Genomic DNA, 21637 nt, shown 5'->3' on the forward strand with positions numbered 1-21637 from the left:
TTCGCTACCTTCAAACAATCGAGATCCGATGCAAGTGAGCGACGGGCCAGCGGCGGTGAAGCAATCAGTGGAGAGCGCCCTCCCGAAGGCGGAGCAGAGGAAGCTGGACAGTGAGCACCTGCGACAGCCCCTGCTGGACGAGTTGGCTAATGACAGCCATCACTTCAGTGAGGACGCTCTTCAGATTCTCAAATTTCACGGCAGCTATCAGCAGGACGATCGCGACAAGCGGGAAAAGGGAAAGGACAAGAGCTGGCAGATGATGCTGCGCCTGCGCAGCCCGGGAGGACGGATCCCGGCCCAGCTGTTCCTCGCGCTCGACGACCTCGCCGATCGCCTCGGGGATGGAACACTGCGGGCCACCACCCGCCAGGCCTTTCAGATGCACGGCATCCCGAAGGCCGACCTCAAGGAGGTGATCGGGACGATCGTGACCAATCTGGGATCAACCCTGGCGGCCTGCGGGGACATCAACCGCAACGTGATGGCTCCACCGGCTCCCTTTGAGAAAGGGGGGTATCCAGTCGCCCGCCGACTGGCGGATGAGATTGCCGATCTGCTGAGTCCTGAGGCCGCCGAAGGGTCTTACCTCGATCTCTGGGTCGATGGGGATCTGAGCTACCGCTTCAAACCATCGCGCGAGGTCCGCAAGGCGCGCGAGCGTCAGCTCGAAGGTGGTGTCTTTTCCGGCAGCAAGGACGAACCGCTGTACGGAGACACCTATCTGCCCCGCAAGTTCAAAGTTGCCGTCACGGTTCCGGGGGATAACTCCGTTGACCTGCTGACTCAGGACATCGGACTGGTGGCATTCACCGGCGCCGATGGTGCCTTGCGCGGCTGCAATGTCTACGTCGGCGGAGGCATGGGTCGGACCCACAACAAGGAGGAGACCTTCGCGCGGATTGCCGATCCTCTCGGCTACGTCGATGCCAGGCATGTCTTCGACCTGCTGCAGGCGATCGTCGCGTTGCAGCGCGATCATGGCGATCGGCGTGTGCGCCGCCATGCCCGGATGAAGTATCTGATCGAGGACCGTGGCATCGGCTGGTTCCGCACGGAGCTCAAACAGAACTACTTCGATGGGGAGTTGAAGGGGCTGCGCAACGAGCCGAAGGCGAAACTGCAGGACTATCTGGGCTGGCACCGCCAGCGCGCCGGTCTCTGGTTCGTCGGCCTGCCCCTGCTCTGCGGACGCTTGAAGGGGGAGATGAAGTCGGGCCTGCGCCGTCTGGTGGAGACCTACCAGCTGGAGATCCGACTCACCGCCAACCAGGATCTGCTGCTCTGCAACATCGGCACAACCCAGCGTGCCGCCATTCGGGAGGATCTTGCGGCACTCGGTTTCGCTGTGCCTGAGGAACCGGCCGCCCTGGCACGTCATGCCATCGCCTGTCCCGCGCTGCCGACCTGCGGACTGGCGATCACTGAATCAGAGCGCATCCTCCCCGAAGTTCTGGATCGACTGGATGCGCAGCTCCGCAGGCTCGGGATTGAAAAATCCCTGCTCGTGCGCATGACCGGCTGCCCCAACGGTTGCGCTCGCCCTTACATGGCGGAACTCGGGCTGGTGGGCAGCGGTGTGAATCAGTATCAGCTCTGGCTTGGTGGAACTCCGAATCTGCAGCGCCTTGCCCAGCCCTTTCTTCAGCGCATGCCCCTGCAGGAGCTGGAGACGACGATCGAACCCCTTCTGAAGAGCTGGAAGGAGGCAGGCGGACGGCGCAGCTTCGGCGACCACATCCAACGGCTGGGGGATCAGACCGTCGCCGAACTGCTCGGAACCAGCGCTCCGGCATAGATCGCCTGCGGCGCGCCGCAGCGCCACGCCCACAGCTGATCACCGTGGCTGAAATGCCACCACTCGTTGGGGTGCTGTTCAAATCCAGCTGCAGCCATCACCTCCTTCAGCAGGTCTCGCCGTCGCTGCCAGACGCCAGCCTGCGACTGCGGCTGTGATCGAGCCGCCGCGCTGTAGTGATCCGGCTCGGAGACCGCACCGATGGCGTCGATCGCCCCGCCCATGTCGAGCACCGAACCCGACTCGGCGAGGGTCAGATCCACGGCCGCGCCTGTGCTGTGAGGGGGAGGCGTGGCGGGATCGTCACTCGGAGGAGCCCAGAAACGCCCAACCTCGGCTGTCACTCTCCTGAGTGCATCCCGCTGGCCCGCATCGGAGGGATCAACGCCCTGCCTCTGGCATTCCTCAGCGATGGCGTGATCCACCATGAAGGCCTGCACGGCCACCGGGCGCCAGGCATCGAAGATGGCCAGCTGCAGCGTGGGTTCCCGCAGCTGCAACTGGCCCTGGGCCTCAAGCAACCGTGCCACGACCCCTGACCTGAGCCGGAACGGATCCGCACCGCGGCCATAGGGAGCCCCGATCGCCTGATAGGGATGGGGGGTCAGCCGCAGAAGGGATGGCGGCAGCGGTTCAAGGGGCTCGTGGCACTCCACGATCGGACGATCACTCCAGGGCCTCACCTGCTCAGGTGCGAAAACGAAATCCTTCCACAGCCCGTGGCGATGGTCAGTTCAGCGGGTTTCCGCCGCTGAGGCGTCTCTGCTGGTCGTGCAACAGCTCACGAAGCCTGGGGTGATCCTCCAGGTGAGGATCCGCGGCCAGCACTCCCTCAGCGAAGCTGCGGGCATCGTCGAGAACGGCACCATCGTCGGCGAGGCTGGCGAGGGCGAGATCCGGAAGGCCGGACTGACGCGTACCGAGCACCTGTCCTGGCCCCCGCAAGCGCAGATCCATCTCGGCGATCTCGAATCCATCGCTGGAGCGCACCAGCACATCGAGGCGCTGCCGGGCCAGCGCATTGGAGCTGCCGTTGATCAGCACACAGTGAGACGCAGCGGCCCCCCGGCCCACGCGGCCACGCAGCTGATGCAGCTGCGCCAGCCCGAAGCGCTCTGCGTGTTCGATCACCATCACCGACGCCTCCGGGACATCGACGCCCACCTCCACCACGGTGGTGGACACCAGAATCTGGCTTCGCCCACCTGCAAAATCCGCCAACACCGACTGCTTCTCAGGGCTGCTGAGACGACCATGCAGCAGACCCACGGTCAGATCAGGAAACACCTCGGATGCCAGTTCCGCATGCACATCCACCGCAGAACGCAGGGCGAGCTTCTCCGACTCCTCCACCAGGGGAAGCACCACATAAGCCCGCTGACCGCGTTCCACCTCCGAGCGGATCAACTCATGCGCTTTCTCCCGCTGGGAGCTGTTCAGCAGCGTGGTGCGGATCGGCGTGCGGCCGGGCGGAAGCTCGTCGATCTGACTGACGTCCAGATCACCGTGCAGTGACAGGGCAAGGGTGCGCGGGATCGGTGTCGCCGTCATCGTGAGCAGATGGGGCTGCAGACCCTTGCTGAGTAGGCGATCGCGCTGATGCACACCGAAGCGGTGCTGCTCATCCACCACCACAAGACCGAGGCGGGAGAACACCACCGGATCCTCCAGCAACGCATGGGTGCCCACAAGCAGCTTGAGAGAGCCATTGGCGAGGTCATCGAGCAGTTGCCGCCGCCGTGGTCGCGGCGTGGATCCGGTGAGCAGCTCGACCGTGACGTGCAGCGGTGGCATCCAGCGACAGAGGTTGCGGTAGTGCTGTTCCGCCAGCACCTCGGTGGGGGCCATCAGGGCACCCTGCCAGCCGGCATCGATGGTGCTGAGCAAGGCGGCGATGGCCACCACGGTCTTGCCGGAACCCACGTCCCCCTGCACGAGGCGGGCCATCGGCTCGGACCGCTGCAGGTCCGCCTCGATCTCGGCGAAGACACGTTGCTGAGCCCGAGTGAAGTCGAACGGGAGCAGCTCCTGGAAACGCTGCAGCAGCCCTCCTTCGGCAACGCGTGTCAGCAGTTCGGGAGCCGGCCTGGAACGGAGCTCACTGCGGCGTTGCAGCAGTCCGAGCTGAAGCAGCAGAAATTCATCGAACACAAGGCGACGACGGGCCTGATCCAGCTCCTCACGGCAACGGGGCGCATGGATGCAGCGCAGCGCCTCAGCGATGCTCAGCAACCCGCAGCTCTCACGTTCCCCACTGCCGAGCGGCTCGCTCCACAGGCGAGCCGAGGGCAGAGCCTGTTCGATGAGAGCGCGGAAACGATCCGAGGCCACCCCCTCGGTCAGGGGATAGACGGGCAACAGCCTGCCGATGGTCTGGGATCGCACCGTGGAATCGGCACCATCGAGCACCTCGATCAACGGATCATGCACCGTGATCCCGTACCCCCCCTCCTTGACCAGCCCGCTGACGGCAACCCTGGACCCGACGGGATAAAGCCGCTGCTGAGCTTTCAGCGCAGCCGGAGAACTGAACCGTTTGCCTGCGAGGAACCGGGTGATGCGCAGGCGACCGGTGGGATCCTGAAGCTGAAGTTCCAGGATCGCGAGATTGGGATTCCGAGGGCTGACGAAACCGTTGCAACGACGGACGGTCGCCACGATCGTGGCCGTCTCACCGGTCACCAGAGCCTCGATGCGGCGCATCGCTGAGTAGTCGACGTGGTCCCGCGGGTAATGGCGCAACAGGTCGCGCACCAGAAGCAGTCCGAGGGAGGCAAGACGGGCCGCCAGCTTCGGTCCCACTCCCCGCAGCGCGGAGAGCGGACTGTCGAGCGGCAGCGGTCCGGAGCGATCTCCAGCAGCGGAGCTGGCCGAGGCGGTCTCCAGTCGCAGACGTGGTGGAGCCATCGGTGCCGACGGTTCGACGCGATGACGCAGCTCATGCAGCCACTGACGGGTGTCCGTCACCAGACGGCGGCGGGCGGCGTCCGTCATCCCCGGATAACGGCCGTATCCCTCTGCAAGGCCACGGACGCGGTCCCCGGCACCACGGGGAAGGGGAACGGCCGGAAGCGTTTCCAGCTGCTCTGCAAGGAAGGCATGAAAGCGTTGCCGACGGCCTTCGAGATCGGAGAAGCCGCGGTCAGCCTCCAGTGCCAGGGCCTGCTGCAGAGGGGAGATCCAATCGAGGATCAGCCGGAGCTGACCGGCGGTCAGTCCCCGTTCTCCGGGGGCAGCTTCGGCTCGGATGGGCTCTGCCAATGGGAAAGGGCCTCACGATCCAGACAGCGGCGCTCCCAGTGGCGCTGCTGTCGCACCATTGTGTGCACCTCCTGCTGATGCTCGCGCAGACGACGGCGAACCCGTCGCAGGCGGTGACTGTCGAATTCCAGTTCGCTGGTTCGCAGAAGCAGGCACAGCACATCCATTCCCTGCTCCATCTCACCCACTGCGATCGGCAGGTGCAAGCGCAGCAGATTGGAAGCGGCCGGTTGCGTCTCCATCTGACCGCGCAGCACCGCCTCCAGCAAGGTCACGGGCAGCAGAGTGCTGGCCAGGCCGCTGCGCAACAACTGCACGTTCACGGCATGGGAGAGGTTGCGAAGACGACGGTCCATCGCCTGATCGAATCCCTCCATCCAGAGGCCAAGAGCATCCGGCTGGGAGGGCAACAGGCCAGAGTCCCTGTCCTCCCGTGGATGCACTGGATACGTGCTGACCGTGGGATCCGGGGATGGATGATCCAATGCCTCACCAGCCAGCTGGAACAGCGAGCGGAGCACATCGAGATCCGCGGGATCCGCGCTGGAGTCAGCGTCCGCAGTCTCCGATCTCTCTTGCTCCTGCGGACCGGTGATCGGCCGGAACGGCTGATCGCTGTCGAGGGGAGACGCCAGGCTGAGCTCGATGGAGCCGGAAGCCTCCTGTCGCGGCGCCGTGTCCGCCGCTTCCTCACCGGCTTCGCTCTGCTTCGCCAGTTGTTCGAGCATGCCCCGGCTGGCACGGGCCTGCCGGCGTCGGTTCTCCTGACGCATCTGGTCAACCAGAAGCCTCAGCTGCTCGACGGTGAGCAGCACGGAACATCGCTGCACCAGGCTGTCGACAGCTGCATGAAATCCCTGCCGTGCCGTCTCACTGAGTTCGCGGAAACGCAGTGGATCAACGTCACTGATCAGCCTGTACAGCGCCTGACGGGTCGCTGACAGCAGTTCATCCCGAAGGATCTGGAGATAGAGCGCCTGATCCCTGTAGACGGAGACCGATCGCTGCCGGCACACCCTGCGCAGGCGCGCCAGCTGCTCGGATGGATCGTGGCAGGGCGGATGGTCCCTTCCAGGCACCGGGGTCAGCCGGCCTTCATGGAAGCCACTTCCGCGGCGAAGTCGCTTTCCTCCACCTCGATTCCTTCCCCGAGGGTGTATCGGGTGAATCGCCGGACCTTCACGTTCTCGCCGATCTTGCCGGCGGTCTGCTTGACCAGTTCGGCAACGGTGATCGCACTGTCCTTGATGAACGGCTGCTCCAGAAGCGCCAGCTCCTTCAGGCGCTTGCCGATGCGGCCTTCGACGATCTTCTCCTTCATCTTGTCGGGCTTGCCTTCGAGATCATCACGGCCCATTTCGATGGCTTTCTCCCGCTCGCGGATCTCACCGGGGATGTCATCGGTGGACACGTATTCCACGTTCGGGCAGGCCGCCACCTGCATGGCCACATCACGGACCAGCTCCTGAAAGATCTCACCTCTGGCGACGAAATCGGTCTCGCAGTTCACTTCGAGAAGCACCCCGACGCGGGCGCCAGTGTGGATGTAACTGCCGACGGATCCCTCGGCAGCCGTGCGGCCCGACTTCTTCTCGGCGCTGGCGATGCCCTTCTGACGCAGCCACTCCACGGCCTTGGCGGCATCACCGTCGGTGGCTTTGAGAGCCTTCTTGCAGTCCATCATTCCCGCGCCGGTCTTGTCGCGCAGGTCTTTGACAAGCTTGGCGGATACGTCAGCCATCAGAACTCGAAGAGATGAGGGGGAATGAAATACCGCCGCCCCAGGGTGATGGAGCGGCGGCGCGAACTTAGCGCTTCAGCGGGACTCAGGCCTCGCCGTCGTCACCACCGCGCTGATCGTTGTTGCCGTGGCGTCCTTCGTTGATGGCATCCGCCAGGCGCCCCAGCACAAGCTGCACCGAGCGCACGGCGTCGTCGTTGCAGGGAATCGGGACCTCGCAGAGATCCGGGTCGCAGTTCGTGTCGAGCATCGACACGAGCGGAATGTCGAGCTTGCGGGCTTCGAGCACAGCGTTCGATTCGCGGCGCTGATCCACGAGAACCACCACGTCCGGAAGACGCCGCATGCTCTTGAGACCACCCAGGTACTTCTGCAGACGTTCCAGTTCACGGCGAAGCACGGCGCCCTCCTTTTTGGGGCGCATCGCGATGGCTCCGCTGGACTCCATCCGCTCGAGATCCTTGAGGCGATCGATGCGCGCCTTCATGGTCGTCCAGTTGGTGAGCATGCCGCCAAGCCAGCGCTGGTTCACAAAGGCGGCACCGCAACGGGCAGCCTCCTGGGCCACCACTTCGGAGGCCTGCTTCTTGGTGCCCACGAACAGGAACCGCTTGCCGCTGCGGGCGGCAGAGCGGGTCCATTTGTACGCGTTGTTCATGCAGACCGCGGTCTGCACGAGATCGATGATGTGGACTCCGTTGCGCGCGCAGTAGATGTAGCGCGACATCTTGGGATTCCAGCGGCGGGTCTGGTGCCCGAAGTGGGCACCCGCCTCCATCATCTCGGCGAGGGTTACAACAGCCATGGTTTGAGGGTTTCGGGTTCGCCTCCACCTGCTAGGGACGGATCACGGCACTGCCTGAGGGCATTCTCCGCGATCGCATTCACCCGAAACGAGCAGGTGTGCGGTTTGAAAGGACTTTCCGACGTTATCAAAGCAAGGGGCAGGGGACGCCGGCAGCACTGGCTTCCCGGAACAGAGCCCGCACGCCGATGCGGTTCAGGGGAAGCCGCAGCAACTCCATGGCCGTTCCCGCATGGCCCCGACGGATGAGCCAGCGCAGCAGGGGTCGCAGGCTGTGCTCATTCAGCAGACCTCCGAGCGTCAGAAGCTCCCAGAGAACTCGGTGCAGCCAGGTGAACTGGATGATGAAGCGCACACGCCGGGTCGGGTGCTTCCGATAGAAGACCAGACCCATGCGGGCCCGTTCCCCTTCCACCTCAATCAGGCGGGGGATCTGATCCAGGCTCAGGGCTGGGTGCCAGTGGTACCCCACAGCCTCCGGGCACTGGATCAGTTGAACCCCCATGCGTCGGAGTCTTTCCCCGAGTTCGAGATCCTCCCAGCCGTAGAGACGGAATCCTGTGTCGAACAGACCGGAGTCCTCCAGCACATCGCGATCGATCGCCACATTCCCGGTAGCGAAATACGCCCAGGACAGATCACGCAGCTTGTGCCGTTCCGAGGTTGGGTTGTCGAAGTCGGCCGTGTTGACAACGGCTCCGTAGGTGAAGGCCAGCCTGTCCCCGTGGGTCTGCCAGTGCTGGCTGAGCGCCCGTGCATGGCTGGCAAGAAACGTGTCAGTCACCACAAGATCGCTGTCAATGAAAACGATCACGTCTCCATCGGCCTGCTGCACGCCGCGGTTGCGGCCCGCGGCAGGGCCGCCATGTTCCTGTTCAATCAAGCGGACGTGGGGGAAGCGGGCCGCGTGCTCGCGCAGCCAGTCGGGCGTCCCATCGGTGGATCCATCGTCCACCACCACCACCTCATAACGATCAAGTGCTCCACCGAGCTGCTGCTGCTCGAGAGCGAGCAGACACTTCTCCAGGATCGGCTTCCGGTTGTAGGTCGGGATGACGACGCTGGCGAACATCGCGGAACCCTCGTGGCAGAGATCAGCAAGCCTAGAGACCAAAAAAAGGGGCCTTCAGGCCCCTTTGCGATGGAATGACTCGGCGGATCAGTCCGCCGCTCCGCCGTTGTTTGCGGTTCCGGTCACACCGTTGCCGGCTCCCTCACCGCGGCCGTCGTTGCGGAGCTTGCGCTTCTTGAACTTGCGCGCGTAGGCGCGATTGCGCTCCTGCTTCTCCTTCTTCAAGTTCCTGCGCTTAGCCATGGAATGTTGTCTGCGTGACACAGACCATCACCTTACTGAACGGGCGGCAGCAGGCAGCCATCTTCCATTCTCAGCAGCCGATCAGCCACGTCGAGAATCCTGGGGTCGTGCGTGACCATCAGCACGGCGCAGGACTGTTCGAGCGCAAGGGTGCGCAGCAGCTCAACGACACCGCGGCCCGTGGCGCTGTCCAGGGCTGCGGTGGGTTCATCCGCCAGCAGCAGACGTGGATGGGCAGCCAGAGCCCTGGCGATGGCGACCCGTTGCTTCTGCCCTCCGGACAGGTCGTGGGGCATCTGGGCCATCTGGTCCTCGAGGCCGACAGCCCTCAGCCAGCGGCGGGCTTCATCCCGACGGGCCCTGTAACCAAGACCCGGAAGAAGATCCGACCCCATCTGAACGTTCTGCTCAGCGGTGAGGCAACGGAGCAGGTTGTGTCCCTGAAAGATCATGCCGATCCTGCGTCTGACCTGCTGACGTCGACGACGGCCGGCTCCATCCAGACGTTCACCGAGAACTGTCACATCCCCTGACTGCACCGAACGCAGGGCTCCGATCAGGGTGAGCAGCGTCGTCTTGCCGCAGCCCGATGGTCCGGTCAGCAGCACAACCTCCCCCGGATCGATCCGCAGGCTGATGTTCTGCAGCACCTGACGGCGCATGGCACCGCGGCCGTAGGCGTGACTCAGACCGCTCAGTTCAACGGCGGCCATCAGAAGATCTCCGCAGGATCGGCATCCACAAGCCTGCGCATCGCCAGGAGGGAGGACGCCACACACATCACCAGGATCATCACCAGAACCGTCAGAGCTCTCGTGGCGTTCATGCCCACCGGCAACCGGGTGGCATCCCTGACGAACCAGTACAGACCCTGACCGGCGAGATAGGCCGGCACATAGCCCATCGCCGCGAGGTAGACCCCCTCCCGCAGCACCACCCCAAGCAGATGGCTCAGCCGGTAGCCCATCGCCATCAGCGTGGCGTACTCGGGCAGGTGGTCGCTCACATCCGTGTAGAGGACCTGATAAACGATGACGCAACCGACCACGAAGCCCATGGCGGCACCGAGCGTGAAGATGAATCCGATCGAGGTGCTGCTGCGCCAGTAGTTCTGCTCGAAATCGATGAACCCCTGCTTGCTGAGGACGATCACGTCATCAGGCAGCCGTTGCTTCAATCGAGCCAGCACCCGATCAGGATCACTGCCTGTTCGAAGACGGATCAGACCGACCTCGATCGCCCCGGGCGGTTTCTGAGGCAGCAGATCGAGAAAAGTCTCGGTACTGGTCAGCAGGTTGCCATCGGCACCGAAACTGGTGCCGAGGCTTACAAGACCGGCAACACGGACGCGATTGCCCGCAATCTCGGTCTCGACGGTGCGCCCCTCGCGATGCCATTGCGCGATCGGACCGAACTCAGGGCGGGACAGCTGATCAAACAGGATGCGCCCTTTCTGCTTAAGAACCCCCGTCTTCTGCGCCAGACCGGGATCCATGAAGAAGGGATCATCGGGATTGAACCCCAGAGCCAGAATCGCCCGGTTGCGACGGGTCTCCGGGTTGCGCCAGAGCATCAATCCCCAGTGGACCGGCGTGACACCTTCGACCTCCGGATCAGCCAGGGTCTGCACCAGACGGCGACGCGGAAAACCCGCCATGCGCACCGAACTGGCGGATCGGGGACTGATCAGCACCAGATCGGCATCGAACAGCCGGTGCACTGTGACGCTGGCGTCGAACAGCCCGTCGCGAAAGCCGAGCTGCATGAACATCAGAATGCCGGCGAAGCTGATGCCGGCGAGGGCAACGAGCAGCCGGATCGGCTGGCGCGTCAGCAGCAGCCACGACAAAGGAATGCGACGGCCCTGCCAGGGCCTCTTCACGACGTCACTCCGAAACGGGCGATCACCTTCAGTCCGGACAACCGGCTGACCCTGGCTGCGTCCTGCGGGTCAAGCGCCACGTTCACCTCGACCACACGGGCATCCGCGTCACCGGTGGGATCGGTCGACAGCACCTGACGCTGCTGAACCTGAGGTGTGATGGACGCCACGCGACCCTGCAACTCACCCTTGAACCCGCCGTTCTCGCTGGTGAGCGTCACAGGTTGGCCGATGGTGATTCTTGAGATGTCGGATTCGTACACCTCGATCCGTGCCTGCATGCGCTGGCTGGCACCGACCTCCATCACCCCTTCCGATCCCGGACGCTCGCCGACCTGGGCGTGCACCCTGAGCACAAGGCCATCGATCGGAGACCTGAGTTCACTGTTCAGCAGATCAACCTGGAGAACCCCGCGCTCGGCCCTGGCCTGAAGCAGCTGTCCCTCGAGACGCCCCAGCTCGGCCTGCTTCGTTTCAAGCAGCACCAGCGAAGCAGCCCCTCCACGGGCCGCTCTGGAGTAGCGCTCGACCTCGATGCGCTGGAATCCGATCTCGCTCTCCAGGCTCTTCAGCAGAGCCGCATTGGACGCCAGGCGCGCCTGAACCTTGTATCGGCTGTCGAATCGCGCCAGGGGCTGGCCCTCCCGGACCGTCTCACCCTCCGCCACCAAAAGCTCCGCCATCCGCGCACTGCCGGCCAGCCCTGATGAGGGAGCCGCCAGTCGCCGAACCTCACCGGAGGGTTCCAGCTGCCCGAGCGCCGCCACCGCTTCGGGTGCCCGCGTCAGCGGGGCAGGATCTGCCACCTGCTGTGACGTTGACGGCAGGTTCTTGACAACGGCCCAGACGCCGGCGGCGAGCGCGAGAGTTCCGCCAGTCAGCAGCCCCCAGCGGCGCAGCCGACTCATCTCAGAGGAGGCGGATCGTCGAACAGGAGCTGCTCGATGTAGCGATCCGCCCAGGTCGGGTCGAAGGCCTTCTCCAGCACCCGGCGGGTCTTGTCGTTGCGCTTCTGCTGGAGGCAATAGTTCAGCTGACCCTCATGTCTGCGGATCGTAGAAGTCGCTTCAGGGGAATCGAGTGAGGCACCGGCCACCGCCTCCCGCATCACGGCCAGGTAATCCATCACCAGCTGACGGAACAGCTCTTCCTCGTCGGCACCGTCCGGACGGATGAAACGCACGAAGCTGGAGAAGATCGTCCCCCAGCCAGGCAGTTGGCGAACCTGCCGGAATCCCGGCACAGGCACGGTCTGCAGAGCCGACACCACAGGCGCAGGAAGGTTCTCCCCTGCCGGGGAGAGATCAACGATGGCCGCCGAGATGCCGGCCGGACCCGCCACGACATCCGCTCCGAAGATCGGCAGGTCAAAGCGGGGGTCCGGGAACCAGACGCAGTGCAGGATCTGCAGACCGTTGCCGAGGCGAGCGACCTCAAGGTGAAGCTTGCGCAGCCCACGGCACTGGTGAACCTCATTGGCGATGAACAGGCGTTCACCATCCAGCCGCCCCTGGACTTGCTCGAGATCGGCCGCCAGCGGCAGGAGCCGCAGCTCGGGCAGCTCACCCCGGGCACTGCGGATTCCCTCCGACAACGCCTTCACCAGGGGGTGCAGTCCCTCACAGGAGTCCGACACGGAGGACTGCATCAGGGGCAGCAGGCACAGAATGGAACTTTGCCACGTAGTTCTGAGCACTTCGCTGGTCGGACCTGACCTCACCCCTTGGACACTCCCCAACGGCGTCCGCTGCGTGACAGCGGCGATGCCGGAGGCTGCGCTGACATGCCTTGATCTCTGGTGTCGCGCTGGAAGCGCCAGCGAAGAGAGGGGAGAAGAGGGGATGGCGCACTTCCTTGAACACCTCGTGTTCAAAGGCAGCGATCAGTTGCCAGCAGGTGCCTTCGATCGCGAGATCGAAGCTCTCGGAGGCAGCTCCAATGCGGCCACCGGATTCGACGATGTGCATTTCCATGTGCTGATTCCCGCCGAGCAGACCACCCGTGCCCTGGATCTGCTGCTTGATCTGGTGCTGCATCCGGCGGTTTTGGAGCGCGATTTCAGCACCGAGCGGGAAGTCGTGCTTGAGGAGATCGCCCAGTGTGCCGATCAACCCGACGAACTGGTCCTGCAGGTGCTGCTGAGCCGTGGCTGTCCGGACCATGCCTACGGCCGGCCGATCCTCGGCGCACGTTCCAGCCTGATGGCCATGACACCGGACATGGTCCGGCGCTTTCATCAGCGACGGTACCGGGGCTCGAACTGCAGTCTCGCCATCGCCGGCGCTCCGGATGGATTCCTGGAAGCACACATCCGTTCCTCAGCGCTGATGGATCTGGAGCCGGCACCGCTCGATGCCATCCCGACGCCGGCTGCAGCCGTGCGCAGCGGCCGCCATGCGATCCGGGTCGATCGCCTCGAGTCCGCCCGGCTGTTGATGCTGTGGTCAACAGCGGAAGCAGCCGATCAGGAGATGGTGATGGGGGCGGATCTGGCCACCACGCTTCTTGCCGAGGGACGACGCAGTCGTCTGGTCGGGCGGTTGCGGGAGACACTGCGCATCGCGGAGACCGTGGACATGGATCTCACGGTGCTGGAGCAGGGGAGCCTGGTCACCCTCGAGATCTGCTGCAGAGAGGAGGATCTGGCGAGTGTGGAACGGGAGCTCGAGGCAGAACTGGCCAGGAGCCTCCATGAGCCACCAGCCGAGTGGGAGCTGAATCGAGCCCGACAGCTCGTTGGCAACGGACTGCGCTTCTCCCTTGAATCCACGGCGCAGGTGGCTGGCACAGCGGGGAGTCAACAGCTCTGGGAGCGTCAGCAGGACCTGTTGCAACCCCTGCAGGTTCTGAACGGCTGGAGTGCTGACCGCCTCCTGCAGGAGCTGATGCCGACGCTCAGCAGCGACAGAGCCTGCACCCTGATTGCCACCCCCGGAGCGGCAGCGTGATGGGACGGCCTGAACTGCTGCTCGAGCCACGCTCCACGCCTGGAGTGATGGCAGCCAAGCTGCTGCTGCCCAGGGGAAGCGCATGTGATCCCGCCGGACAGCGTGGCGCCCATCAGCTTCTGGCCGCCCTGCTCACCAGAGGATGCGGTCCGCACAACCACCAGCAACTGGCTGAACTGATCGAAGGCCGGGGAGCAGGACTACGCAGCGAGGCTCACGAGGATGGGCTGCTGATCAGCCTGCGCTGCGCCAGCGAGGATGCTCGGGAGCTGCTGCCCAGCCTGGCCTGGATGGTCACGGCCCCGCACCTGGAGCCTGATCAGCTGGAGCTGGAGCGGCAGCTGTCGGTTCAGGCCCTGGTGCGCCAGCGCGAGGACCCGGTGCAGATCGCCTTTGACGGCTGGCGAAACCTGAACTACGGAGAGGGCGGCTATGGCCACGATCCGCTGGGAATCGAAGCGGATCTGATCAGCCTCGAGCGATCCGCACTCGAACCCCTCGCCTCTGATCTGCAACGGCAACCGGCGGTTCTGGCGCTCTGTGGCCAGTGGCCTGATCAGTTGACCCAGCAGTTCGGAACGCTGCCCGGGTTCGCCTCCTGGCCGCCCGGGACTGCCGATGCCGGCCAGCTGCCGGACACCGGTGCGGAGCATTCGAACAACCGATTGCACGGGTCGGTGATGGCCACGGAACAGGTGGTCGTGATGCTGGGGCAGGCGACCATCCCGCACGGACACCCGGATGATCTCGCCCTGCGATTGCTGGCCTGTCATCTCGGGGCCGGAATGTCGGGCCTCCTGTTCCAGCGGCTGAGGGAGGAGAACGGTGTCGCCTATGAAACCGGCGTGCATCATCCGGTCCGCGCCGGCGCAGCTCCGTTTCTTCTGCATGCCTCGACCAGTGCCGATCGGGCTGATCTCACCCTGCGCCTGCTGATGCAGATCTGGTGGGAGCTCCGGGAGGGGCTCCTCGACCAGGCTGAGCTGGCCCTGGCCCGAGCCAAATTCATCGGCCAGATGGCCCATGCCGGCCAGACCTGTTCCCAACGGGCTGAGCGCAACGTGCAGCTGTGCGGCCTCGGTCTGCCGCAGGATTTTGATCAGCAGTGTCAGAGCAGTCTGGAATCGCTGGATGCAGAGGCACTCCGGCAGGTGGCGGATCGCTGGTTGCACAGACCAAGCCTGAGTCTCTGCGGACCCCGGCAGCCTCTGGAGACCCTCAGCCGGCTCTGGTGCAGTCAGTCGTCGCGGTCCTGAGCGACGGCCTCGAGACGATCCATGGGGATCAGAAACGTGCCGCGCCTGAAGCGCACAGCCAGGGTGTCAAGCGGGCGCAGGGCCACCACCTCACCGATTTCTCCGGCTTCGACCAAGTCCGGAGGTCGCAGCATGGGCATGGGATCCGCCGTCTTCAGGTACGGCATGGGTTCTTTCAGGCGCAGGCGGTCGCCGATCGACGCATCCATGGAGTCTGGGCAGGGCTTGCATTGTCAAGCAGGATGGGCCGAGTCGAAGCCAAGCCGTGCGGGCCCTGGCCACATGGAGCGGCGCCCTCGCCGGTCTGCTGCTGATCCTGATCGGCAGCCTGCTGCCGGCAGCCCTGTTGGTGCCGTTGCCGTTGTCAGTGGTGGAGCTGCCGGCGACCTGGCAGGTCCCGGCCCTGCTGCTCTGCGCACTGGTCTGTGGTCCCAGGGCCGGGGTGATCGCTGCCGTCGCTTATCTGAGCATCGGCCTCACTGATCTGCCCGTGTTCCAGAGCGGTGGCGGAATCACTTATGTGCTCGAGCCCGGGTTCGGCTATCTGGCCGGATTCATTCCGGCCGCCTGGCTCACAGGACGGCTGTCCCAGCAGAACGAGATGGGGGATCTGACCGCGCAAACCGGCTCCGCCATCGCGGGGCTGATGGTTCTGCAGCTCTGCGGACTTCTGAACCTTGGCCTTGGTGCTCTGTTGAGCCGCTGGAGCGTCTCCCTGCCCCAGCTGATCGTTCAGTACTCGCTGGGTCCCCTGCCGGCGCAGCTCCTGCTGTGCTGCGGAGTGGGCCTGATCGCCGTCGTGCTGCGCCGTCTGCTGATGGTGCCGGGATGAACCATCGCGTGCTGGGACGGAGTGGCGTGATTCTGATCGCCGTCGCCGTTGTGCTCTGTGATCAGCTGAGCAAGGCCTGGATCACGGCCCTGCTGAGCGATGGCCGCTCGATCAAGGTTGTTCCCGGTCTGCTGGATCTGCGCCTGGTGCACAACACCGGAGCAGCGTTCAGCCTGCTGCGGGGAGCGACACCGCTGCTTGCACTGCTGAGTCTGGTGGTGGTCATCGCCGTTCTGATTTGGCTCTGGCGACAGCAGAGGCTTCCGATCTGGCAGGGGCTGGCTGTCGGCTTCCTGCTGGGGGGCAGTCTCGGCAATGGACTGGACCGCTGGCGGCTCGGCTATGTGGTCGATTTTCTGGCCCTTGTTCCGATCGACTTCCCGATCTTCAATCCGGCTGATGTCGCCATCAATCTCGCCGTGATCTGCTTCGCTGTGGACCTCTGGTCGAACCGCAGCGGGATTCGCCGTGGCTGAACGCATTGCTGAATCCGGAGTGCCCAGCCTGGTTGTTCACCAGCTGGATCAGCCGGACCGAAGCATCCCCCTGCATGGAGACGGCTATCGACTCGGGCGGGAGGACAGTCTCGAGGTTCCGCTCAATCATCCGGCCATCAGCCGCCTGCATGCTCTGCTGCAACGTCGTGGACGGCACTGGCTGCTGATCGATCAGGACTCCACCAACGGGATCTGGTGGAAGGGCCGCCGTGTCAGAGAACTGGAACTGCGTGACGGTGACCGGATTGCCCTGGCACCCGCTTCCGAGGCGGGATCACCGACTCTTCGCTTCATCAACCCGCGTGAACACAACGGTCGGCGTCTTGCCTGGCTGACCGGGGCCCTGGTGGTGGCGGGACTCAGCACCACCGGCGCCTTGCTGCTTCTCGCCAATCTCAGTGTCCCGGTCCGCGGGAGGTTGGCCACGGTTCAGGGTCCGATCGCCATCTACGACCGGAACAACCAGCCGATCCGTTCTGCTGATTCCCAGCGCCACCGTGAACTCGGCAGCATCCAGGAATTTTCTCCATCCATCGTCGATGCTCTGCTGGCCAGCGAGGACAACCGCTTCTGGTGGCATCCCGGCATCGATGCCATCGGCACCCTGCGGGCACTGACGACCAATGTCGTTGGTGGCGAGGTGCTTGAAGGGGGCAGCAGTCTCACCCAGCAGCTGGCCCGCAGCCTGTATCCCGACCAGGTCGGGCAGGGCGACACGATCGAACGCAAATGGAGGGAGCTGCTGGTGGCTCTGCAGCTGGAGAGCCGCTTCAGCAAGGCAGAGCTGCTGCTGAGCTATCTGAACAGGGTGTATCTCGGTGTCGGCTTCGGATTCGAGGACGCCGCCCGGGCCTACTTCAACACCTCGGCCAGCAAGCTCAACCTGGAGCAGGCGGCCCTGCTGGTGGGCCTGCTGCCGTCTCCGAACGGACACGATCCCTGCCGTTACCCCCAGCGGGCACTGGAGGCCCGCAATCTGGTGCTCAACAAGATGGCCGATGAGGGGCGCTTGTCCCTGGAAGCCGCCCGCGAAGCCCGTCGTCGACCGATCCAGCTGTCGCCGAAGGCCTGCAGCCAGGTCAATGCCGGTACAGCACCCTTCTACAGCGACCAGGTGCGCCGAGATCTCACTGCCCTGGTGGGACCGGAGGTGGCAGCGGAAGGGAATTTTCTGATCGAGACCCATCTCGACCCTGTGCTCCAGTCCGTGGTGGTCCGACAGCTGCAAAATCTGCTCGAGAGCAGCGCCGGCCTTGGCGTCGGGCAGGGGGCAGCGGTGGTGCTTGACAGCCGCAACGGTGGTGTTCTCGCCATCGCCGGTGGCCGTGACTATCGATTCAGCCAGTTCAACCGGGCCACGATGGCGCTGAGGCAGCCCGGCAGCACCTTCAAGCTGATGACCTACCTCGCGGCGCTGGAGCGCGGCATTAGCCCGGGAACCAAGCTGAACTGCGAGGGGCTGGAGTGGGGAGGTCAAACCTTTGAGAGCACCTGCAAGGGGGAACTGACGCTGCTGAGCGCCTTTGCGTTCAGCAACAACACCGCAGCCCTGCGACTGTCCCGTCGGATCGGATTGGAGCAGGTCGTGCGTCAGGCCAGGGCTCTCGGGATCACCACACCGCTCGACCCCGTACCGGGTCTTGCCCTCGGTCAGAGCGAAGTCCGACTGATCGAACTCACCAGTGCCTATGCCGCGGTGGCCAACGACGGACTGTGGCATCCACCGACCACCATCCGCAGGCTTGTGGACGCGGAGACCTGCACAGCCGAGCAGGCCAGGTCCTGCCGCAGTCTCACAGCCACCGGCAGCGGAAGTCTCAACGCCGAGCGTCGGGCCGTCCGGCCCGAGACTGCCAAGCGGATGCAGACGCTGCTGCAGGCGGTGGTGCGCAACGGCACCGGTCGAGGGGCCTATCTCGGCGGCAAGGAGGGAGGCAAGACGGGCACCACGAACGACGGTCGTGATCTGCTGTTCATCGGCTACGAACCCTCGCGTCACTGGGTGCTCGGCATCTGGCTGGGCAACGACGACAACAGTCCGACCGCCAGCTCCAGCGCCCTTGCCGCGGTCCTCTGGGGCGACATCATCCGGGCAGCGGGTCGCGGCAGCGTCACGCAATGATTCCGCCGCGCAGCCGGTTGCTGATCGGCCTTGCTGCCGGGCTCCTGGCCCTTGTGGTGATTGGAGCCATCCTCCAGGCGGTCCGCAGCCTGCTCTGGGATCTCAGCTATCTGCTGCCGGGCTGGTTGCTCACTCCGGTGCTATTGCTGGCCGTCGGCCTGATCCTCGCTCTCGGGATCCAGATCGGCTGGCCATGGTGGCAGAGCTGGCAGCGACGGAAGCGGCGGCCGGATCAGACCACGGAACCGCAGATTCAGGTTCCGAGCGATCGGCGCGAGGCCGCGACCCGAAGTCTGGACAGCATCGACCGCGTGCTGGAACAGCTTCAGGACGACATCACCCGCGAGGGACTGCGACGGGAGCGGCAGCGGGTCGCGGAGGATCTGACGCGCGGCGACCTCGTGGTGGCCGTGTTCGGCAGCGGCTCAAGCGGGAAGACCTCTCTGATCCGTGCACTGCTTCAGGAGATGGTGGGGGAGGTCGCCGCGGCGATGGGCTCCACCCAGCACAGCCGCACCTATCGCCTGAAACTGCGGGGCTTGCAGCGTGGCCTGCAGCTGGTGGACACCCCCGGCATCCTCGAGGCCGGGGACGCCGGGTATACCCGTGAGGAAACGGCACGGAGGGTGGCCGTGCGTTCCGATCTGCTCCTTGTGGTGGTGGATGGAGATCTGAGGGCCTCCGAGTTCGGCGTTCTGCAGTCGATCGCCGACCTTGGAAAGCGTCTGCTGCTGGTGCTGAACAAGCGTGATCTGCGAGGTGTTGAAGAGGAGCGACGGTTGCTGGAGGTGCTGCGTCACCGCTGCAGAGGGCTGGTGGAGGAGCTGGATGTGATCGCCTGCAGTGCCTCACCCCAGTCGATTCCCAGACCGGGGGGCCAGCCGCTGCAACCGGCACCGGATGTGGTGGAGCTGCTGCAGCGGCTCGCAGCCGTGCTCCACGCTGATGGCGAGGAACTGATCGCCGACAACATCCTTCTGCAGTGCCGCAGGCTGGATGAGCAGGGTCGGCAGCTGCTGAACCGCCAGCGACGACGGGAGGCTCAGCGCTGCGTGGACCGCTACAGCTGGATCAGTGGCGGGGTCGTGGCAGCCACGCCGCTGCCCGGCGTTGACCTGCTTGGAACGGCTGCCGTGAATGCCCAGATGGTGATGGAGATGGCCGGCGTCTATGGAGTCGAACTCTCCAGAGATCGGGCTCGTGAGCTGGCGCTGTCCGTGGGACGGACGCTGGCGACCCTGGGACTGGTCAAGGGAGCGATGAGCCTGATCGGTACCGCTCTCAGCCTCAGTCTGCCGACCCTGCTGGCCGGACGGGCGATCCAGGGCGTGGCTGCGGCCTGGCTGACCCGCATCGCCGGGTTCAGCTTCATCCGCTATTTCGAGCAGGACCAGGACTGGGGGGACGGAGGTGTTCAGGATGCCGTGCGGCAGGCCTTTGAACTGAACCGTCGCGATGCCTCTCTCAGGAGCTTTGTTGAGATGGCCGTGCGGCAGGTGGTGGAACCGTTGCAGCGCCGCCCAGATCGGAAGCTCCCACCCCGGCCAGAGCCTCGGGAGGAGGGGGGAGCATCGGACCGCGGGCGTCCAGGACCGTGATCATCCCGAGATAGAGAACGCCGATGGCGACGGAGATCGCACCGGTGATGATGGCGATCCAGCGGGAACGGCCTCGTTCCTCCTTCATCACAGACTGCGCAGTGGGGCGATTCTGAGGGATGACGCTCAGAGGAGCGAGTCGTTGATCAGCTCAGCCAGCCGGTCCAGGTGCTGGGGTCCGGTGTGGGGGTTGCCGAAGACGGCCTTCAGGCAATAGCGGTCGCCGTAGCGCGGTCTCGACAGCATGAACCCCTGACCCAGAAGCCATTGGCGGGTGGTCTGCGACCAGGAGTCGCAATGGTCCGCGTCAGCGGCGTGGGGATGCAGGGACAGCAGATGCAGTGAGCCGTCCAGCAGCGTCAACCGGTCCAAGTCCAACCGACGACGGACATGGTCCCGCCGCTCGAGGGCCGATCGCAACACCATCGCGATTCCCTGTTCACCGAGCTGTCTCAGTCCCAGCCAGAGCTTCAGCACTTCGGCAGGACGTGTGCCCTGCAATCCGAGCTCACCGCCATGGGGCTCACCGCTGGCGCCGTCCATGTACGGCAGGCCGGTGGAGAAACTCTGATGCAGATGACCGACGTCCCGGACCAGCAGAAGGGAAGACGCTTTGGCGATCCCCAGAAGCTTCTGCGGATTGAGCGTGATCGAATCCGCCTGCTCAAGCCCACGGAACAGGGGAGACCAGTCCTCCGAGAGGGCGAAGACGCCCCCGATCGCAGCATCCACGTGAAGCCAGGCCTCATAGCGACGGCAGACGGTGGCGATCTCAGCAAGAGGATCGATGGCACCGCGGATCGTCGTGCCCGCTGTCGCCACCACCGCAAGGCAGGGTCGACCACGGCGGTGAAGATCCTGCAGCGCCCGCTCGAGAGCGGTGGAGCAGAGGCGACCCTCGCTGTCCACGGGAAGCTGCTGCAGACCGTCTCCGGCCAGACCCATCACCCGTGTCGCCTTCTGAAGGGAAACATGGGCATCCCGACTGCAGAGGACGACGCCATCACCGGGGCCTTGCAGGCTACGGGCAGTCACCAGGGCCATCAGGTTGCTGAGTGTTCCACCTGTAGCCAGCACACCTCCGGCGTTCTCAGGCAGCCCGAGTCGCTGACAGAACCAGCGGCAGAGCTGGCGCTCCAGGCTGGACAGGCCTGGGGAGAGTTCCTCGGCCAGCAGGTTGTTGTTCAGGCCGGCACAGATCAGATCCGCTGCAATCGAGGCGGTGAGCGGAGGGGGATCAAGGTGGGCCAGCGCCCCGGGGTGGGACGGCTGATAGGCCCCGTCCATGACGATCTGCAGGTCGTTCAACAGCGCCGGTACGTCGCATCCCTGATCCCCAGGCACCAGCTCCGGCTCGGGACGGACCACAGGCAGCGGTGGGCGGTCCGCGGCCGTGCCGATCCACTCGCAGAGCAGGTCGCTCGCCTGATGAAGGAAATGGCGCAGGACAGGGTCCGGGCTGTCAGGGGAGGCGAAGGGTGGAAGCCAGGTCACGGGCTGACGCAGATCGGAGCTGGCGTGCACCGGCAACGGTGGAGCTTCGCTGATCCTCGCCTTTCGTGGGAACGTGCTCACAGATCGT

General features: G+C 64.8%; 20 protein-coding genes. 7 read left to right on the forward strand and 13 right to left on the reverse strand.

What is annotated here, in order from left to right:
• Window positions 1–28 precede the first annotated feature (28 nt).
• On the forward strand, window positions 29–1798 hold the full coding sequence (locus KR49_RS02455; protein WP_043691297.1) for an NADPH-dependent assimilatory sulfite reductase hemoprotein subunit: 1770 nt from the start codon (window positions 29–31) through the stop codon (window positions 1796–1798).
• On the opposite strand, the gene KR49_RS02460 is transcribed toward KR49_RS02455, so the two are convergent.
• From KR49_RS02460 to KR49_RS02505, 11 genes are all read right to left on the reverse strand, one after another.
• Window positions 1756–2481, reverse strand: coding sequence for a M15 family metallopeptidase (locus tag KR49_RS02460; protein ID WP_043691300.1), 726 nt, complete (start codon window positions 2479–2481; stop codon window positions 1756–1758). The genes KR49_RS02455 and KR49_RS02460 overlap by 43 nt on opposite strands.
• A 46-nt stretch (window positions 2482–2527) precedes the next feature.
• Window positions 2528–5059: an ATP-dependent DNA helicase RecG gene (recG, locus tag KR49_RS02465; RefSeq protein WP_043691302.1), complete on the reverse strand. Its 2532-nt coding sequence runs from the start codon at window positions 5057–5059 to the stop codon at window positions 2528–2530.
• The gene (locus KR49_RS02470; protein ID WP_043691304.1) at window positions 5011–6138 is read right to left on the reverse strand and encodes a hypothetical protein; all 1128 of its coding nucleotides are present in this window, start codon (window positions 6136–6138) and stop codon (window positions 5011–5013) included. The genes recG and KR49_RS02470 overlap by 49 nt, the downstream gene beginning before the upstream one ends.
• A 5-nt stretch (window positions 6139–6143) precedes the next feature.
• Entirely contained in the window at window positions 6144–6800 is a 657-nt protein-coding gene (gene tsf, locus KR49_RS02475) for a translation elongation factor Ts (protein ID WP_043691306.1), read from the reverse strand.
• Between the two features lie 85 nt (window positions 6801–6885).
• Window positions 6886–7605, reverse strand: coding sequence for a 30S ribosomal protein S2 (gene rpsB, locus KR49_RS02480; protein ID WP_043691308.1), 720 nt, complete (start codon window positions 7603–7605; stop codon window positions 6886–6888).
• Between the two features lie 127 nt (window positions 7606–7732).
• Window positions 7733–8677: a glycosyltransferase family 2 protein gene (locus tag KR49_RS02485; RefSeq protein ID WP_043691310.1), complete on the reverse strand. Its 945-nt coding sequence runs from the start codon at window positions 8675–8677 to the stop codon at window positions 7733–7735.
• A gap of 87 nt (window positions 8678–8764) precedes the next feature.
• Window positions 8765–8920, reverse strand: a complete 156-nt coding sequence (locus KR49_RS14185; RefSeq protein WP_006171625.1) for a hypothetical protein — start codon at window positions 8918–8920, stop codon at window positions 8765–8767.
• A gap of 32 nt (window positions 8921–8952) precedes the next feature.
• The gene (locus KR49_RS02490; protein ID WP_043691312.1) at window positions 8953–9633 is read right to left on the reverse strand and encodes a DevA family ABC transporter ATP-binding protein; all 681 of its coding nucleotides are present in this window, start codon (window positions 9631–9633) and stop codon (window positions 8953–8955) included.
• The gene (gene devC / locus KR49_RS02495) at window positions 9633–10802 is read right to left on the reverse strand and encodes an ABC transporter permease DevC (protein ID WP_043691314.1); all 1170 of its coding nucleotides are present in this window, start codon (window positions 10800–10802) and stop codon (window positions 9633–9635) included. Before devC ends, KR49_RS02490 begins: the two co-directional genes overlap by 1 nt.
• On the reverse strand, window positions 10799–11710 hold the full coding sequence (locus tag KR49_RS02500) for an HlyD family efflux transporter periplasmic adaptor subunit (protein WP_052378140.1): 912 nt from the start codon (window positions 11708–11710) through the stop codon (window positions 10799–10801). Before KR49_RS02500 ends, devC begins: the two co-directional genes overlap by 4 nt.
• Window positions 11707–12450, reverse strand: a complete 744-nt coding sequence (locus KR49_RS02505; protein WP_052378141.1) for a phycocyanobilin:ferredoxin oxidoreductase — start codon at window positions 12448–12450, stop codon at window positions 11707–11709. Before KR49_RS02505 ends, KR49_RS02500 begins: the two co-directional genes overlap by 4 nt.
• 19 nt (window positions 12451–12469) lie before the next feature.
• Between KR49_RS02505 and KR49_RS02510 the strand changes: the two genes are divergently transcribed.
• A complete protein-coding gene (locus tag KR49_RS02510) occupies window positions 12470–13750 on the forward strand; it encodes a pitrilysin family protein (RefSeq protein WP_043691315.1) in 1281 nt (426 codons plus the stop codon).
• Complete coding sequence (locus KR49_RS02515) at window positions 13750–15006, forward strand: pitrilysin family protein (protein WP_043691317.1); 1257 nt, start codon at window positions 13750–13752, stop codon at window positions 15004–15006. The genes KR49_RS02510 and KR49_RS02515 overlap by 1 nt, the downstream gene beginning before the upstream one ends.
• On the opposite strand, the gene KR49_RS02520 is transcribed toward KR49_RS02515, so the two are convergent.
• Window positions 14988–15215, reverse strand: a complete 228-nt coding sequence (locus tag KR49_RS02520; RefSeq protein ID WP_043691319.1) for a DUF3148 domain-containing protein — start codon at window positions 15213–15215, stop codon at window positions 14988–14990. The genes KR49_RS02515 and KR49_RS02520 overlap by 19 nt on opposite strands.
• Before the next feature lie 56 nt (window positions 15216–15271).
• Here KR49_RS02520 and KR49_RS02525 point away from each other — a divergent pair, with 56 nt between their 5' ends.
• From KR49_RS02525 to KR49_RS02540, 4 genes are read left to right on the forward strand one after another with little or no spacing between them, the layout of a single operon-like run.
• Window positions 15272–15838, forward strand: coding sequence for a biotin transporter BioY (locus KR49_RS02525; protein WP_043691320.1), 567 nt, complete (start codon window positions 15272–15274; stop codon window positions 15836–15838).
• Window positions 15835–16314: a signal peptidase II gene (lspA, locus tag KR49_RS02530; protein WP_043691322.1), complete on the forward strand. Its 480-nt coding sequence runs from the start codon at window positions 15835–15837 to the stop codon at window positions 16312–16314. Before KR49_RS02525 ends, lspA begins: the two co-directional genes overlap by 4 nt.
• Window positions 16307–18457, forward strand: a complete 2151-nt coding sequence (locus tag KR49_RS02535) for a transglycosylase domain-containing protein (protein WP_052378142.1) — start codon at window positions 16307–16309, stop codon at window positions 18455–18457. The genes lspA and KR49_RS02535 overlap by 8 nt, the downstream gene beginning before the upstream one ends.
• The gene (locus KR49_RS02540) at window positions 18454–20055 is read left to right on the forward strand and encodes a YcjF family protein (protein WP_043691324.1); all 1602 of its coding nucleotides are present in this window, start codon (window positions 18454–18456) and stop codon (window positions 20053–20055) included. Before KR49_RS02535 ends, KR49_RS02540 begins: the two co-directional genes overlap by 4 nt.
• A gap of 126 nt (window positions 20056–20181) precedes the next feature.
• Here KR49_RS02540 and KR49_RS02545 read toward each other — a convergent pair whose 3' ends face one another.
• Window positions 20182–21579, reverse strand: a complete 1398-nt coding sequence (locus KR49_RS02545; RefSeq protein ID WP_052378287.1) for an aminotransferase class V-fold PLP-dependent enzyme — start codon at window positions 21577–21579, stop codon at window positions 20182–20184.
• Window positions 21580–21637 lie beyond the last annotated feature (58 nt).

It is taken from the genome of Synechococcus sp. KORDI-49 (assembly GCF_000737575.1).
In the GTDB taxonomy this organism is placed as follows: domain Bacteria; phylum Cyanobacteriota; class Cyanobacteriia; order PCC-6307; family Cyanobiaceae; genus Parasynechococcus.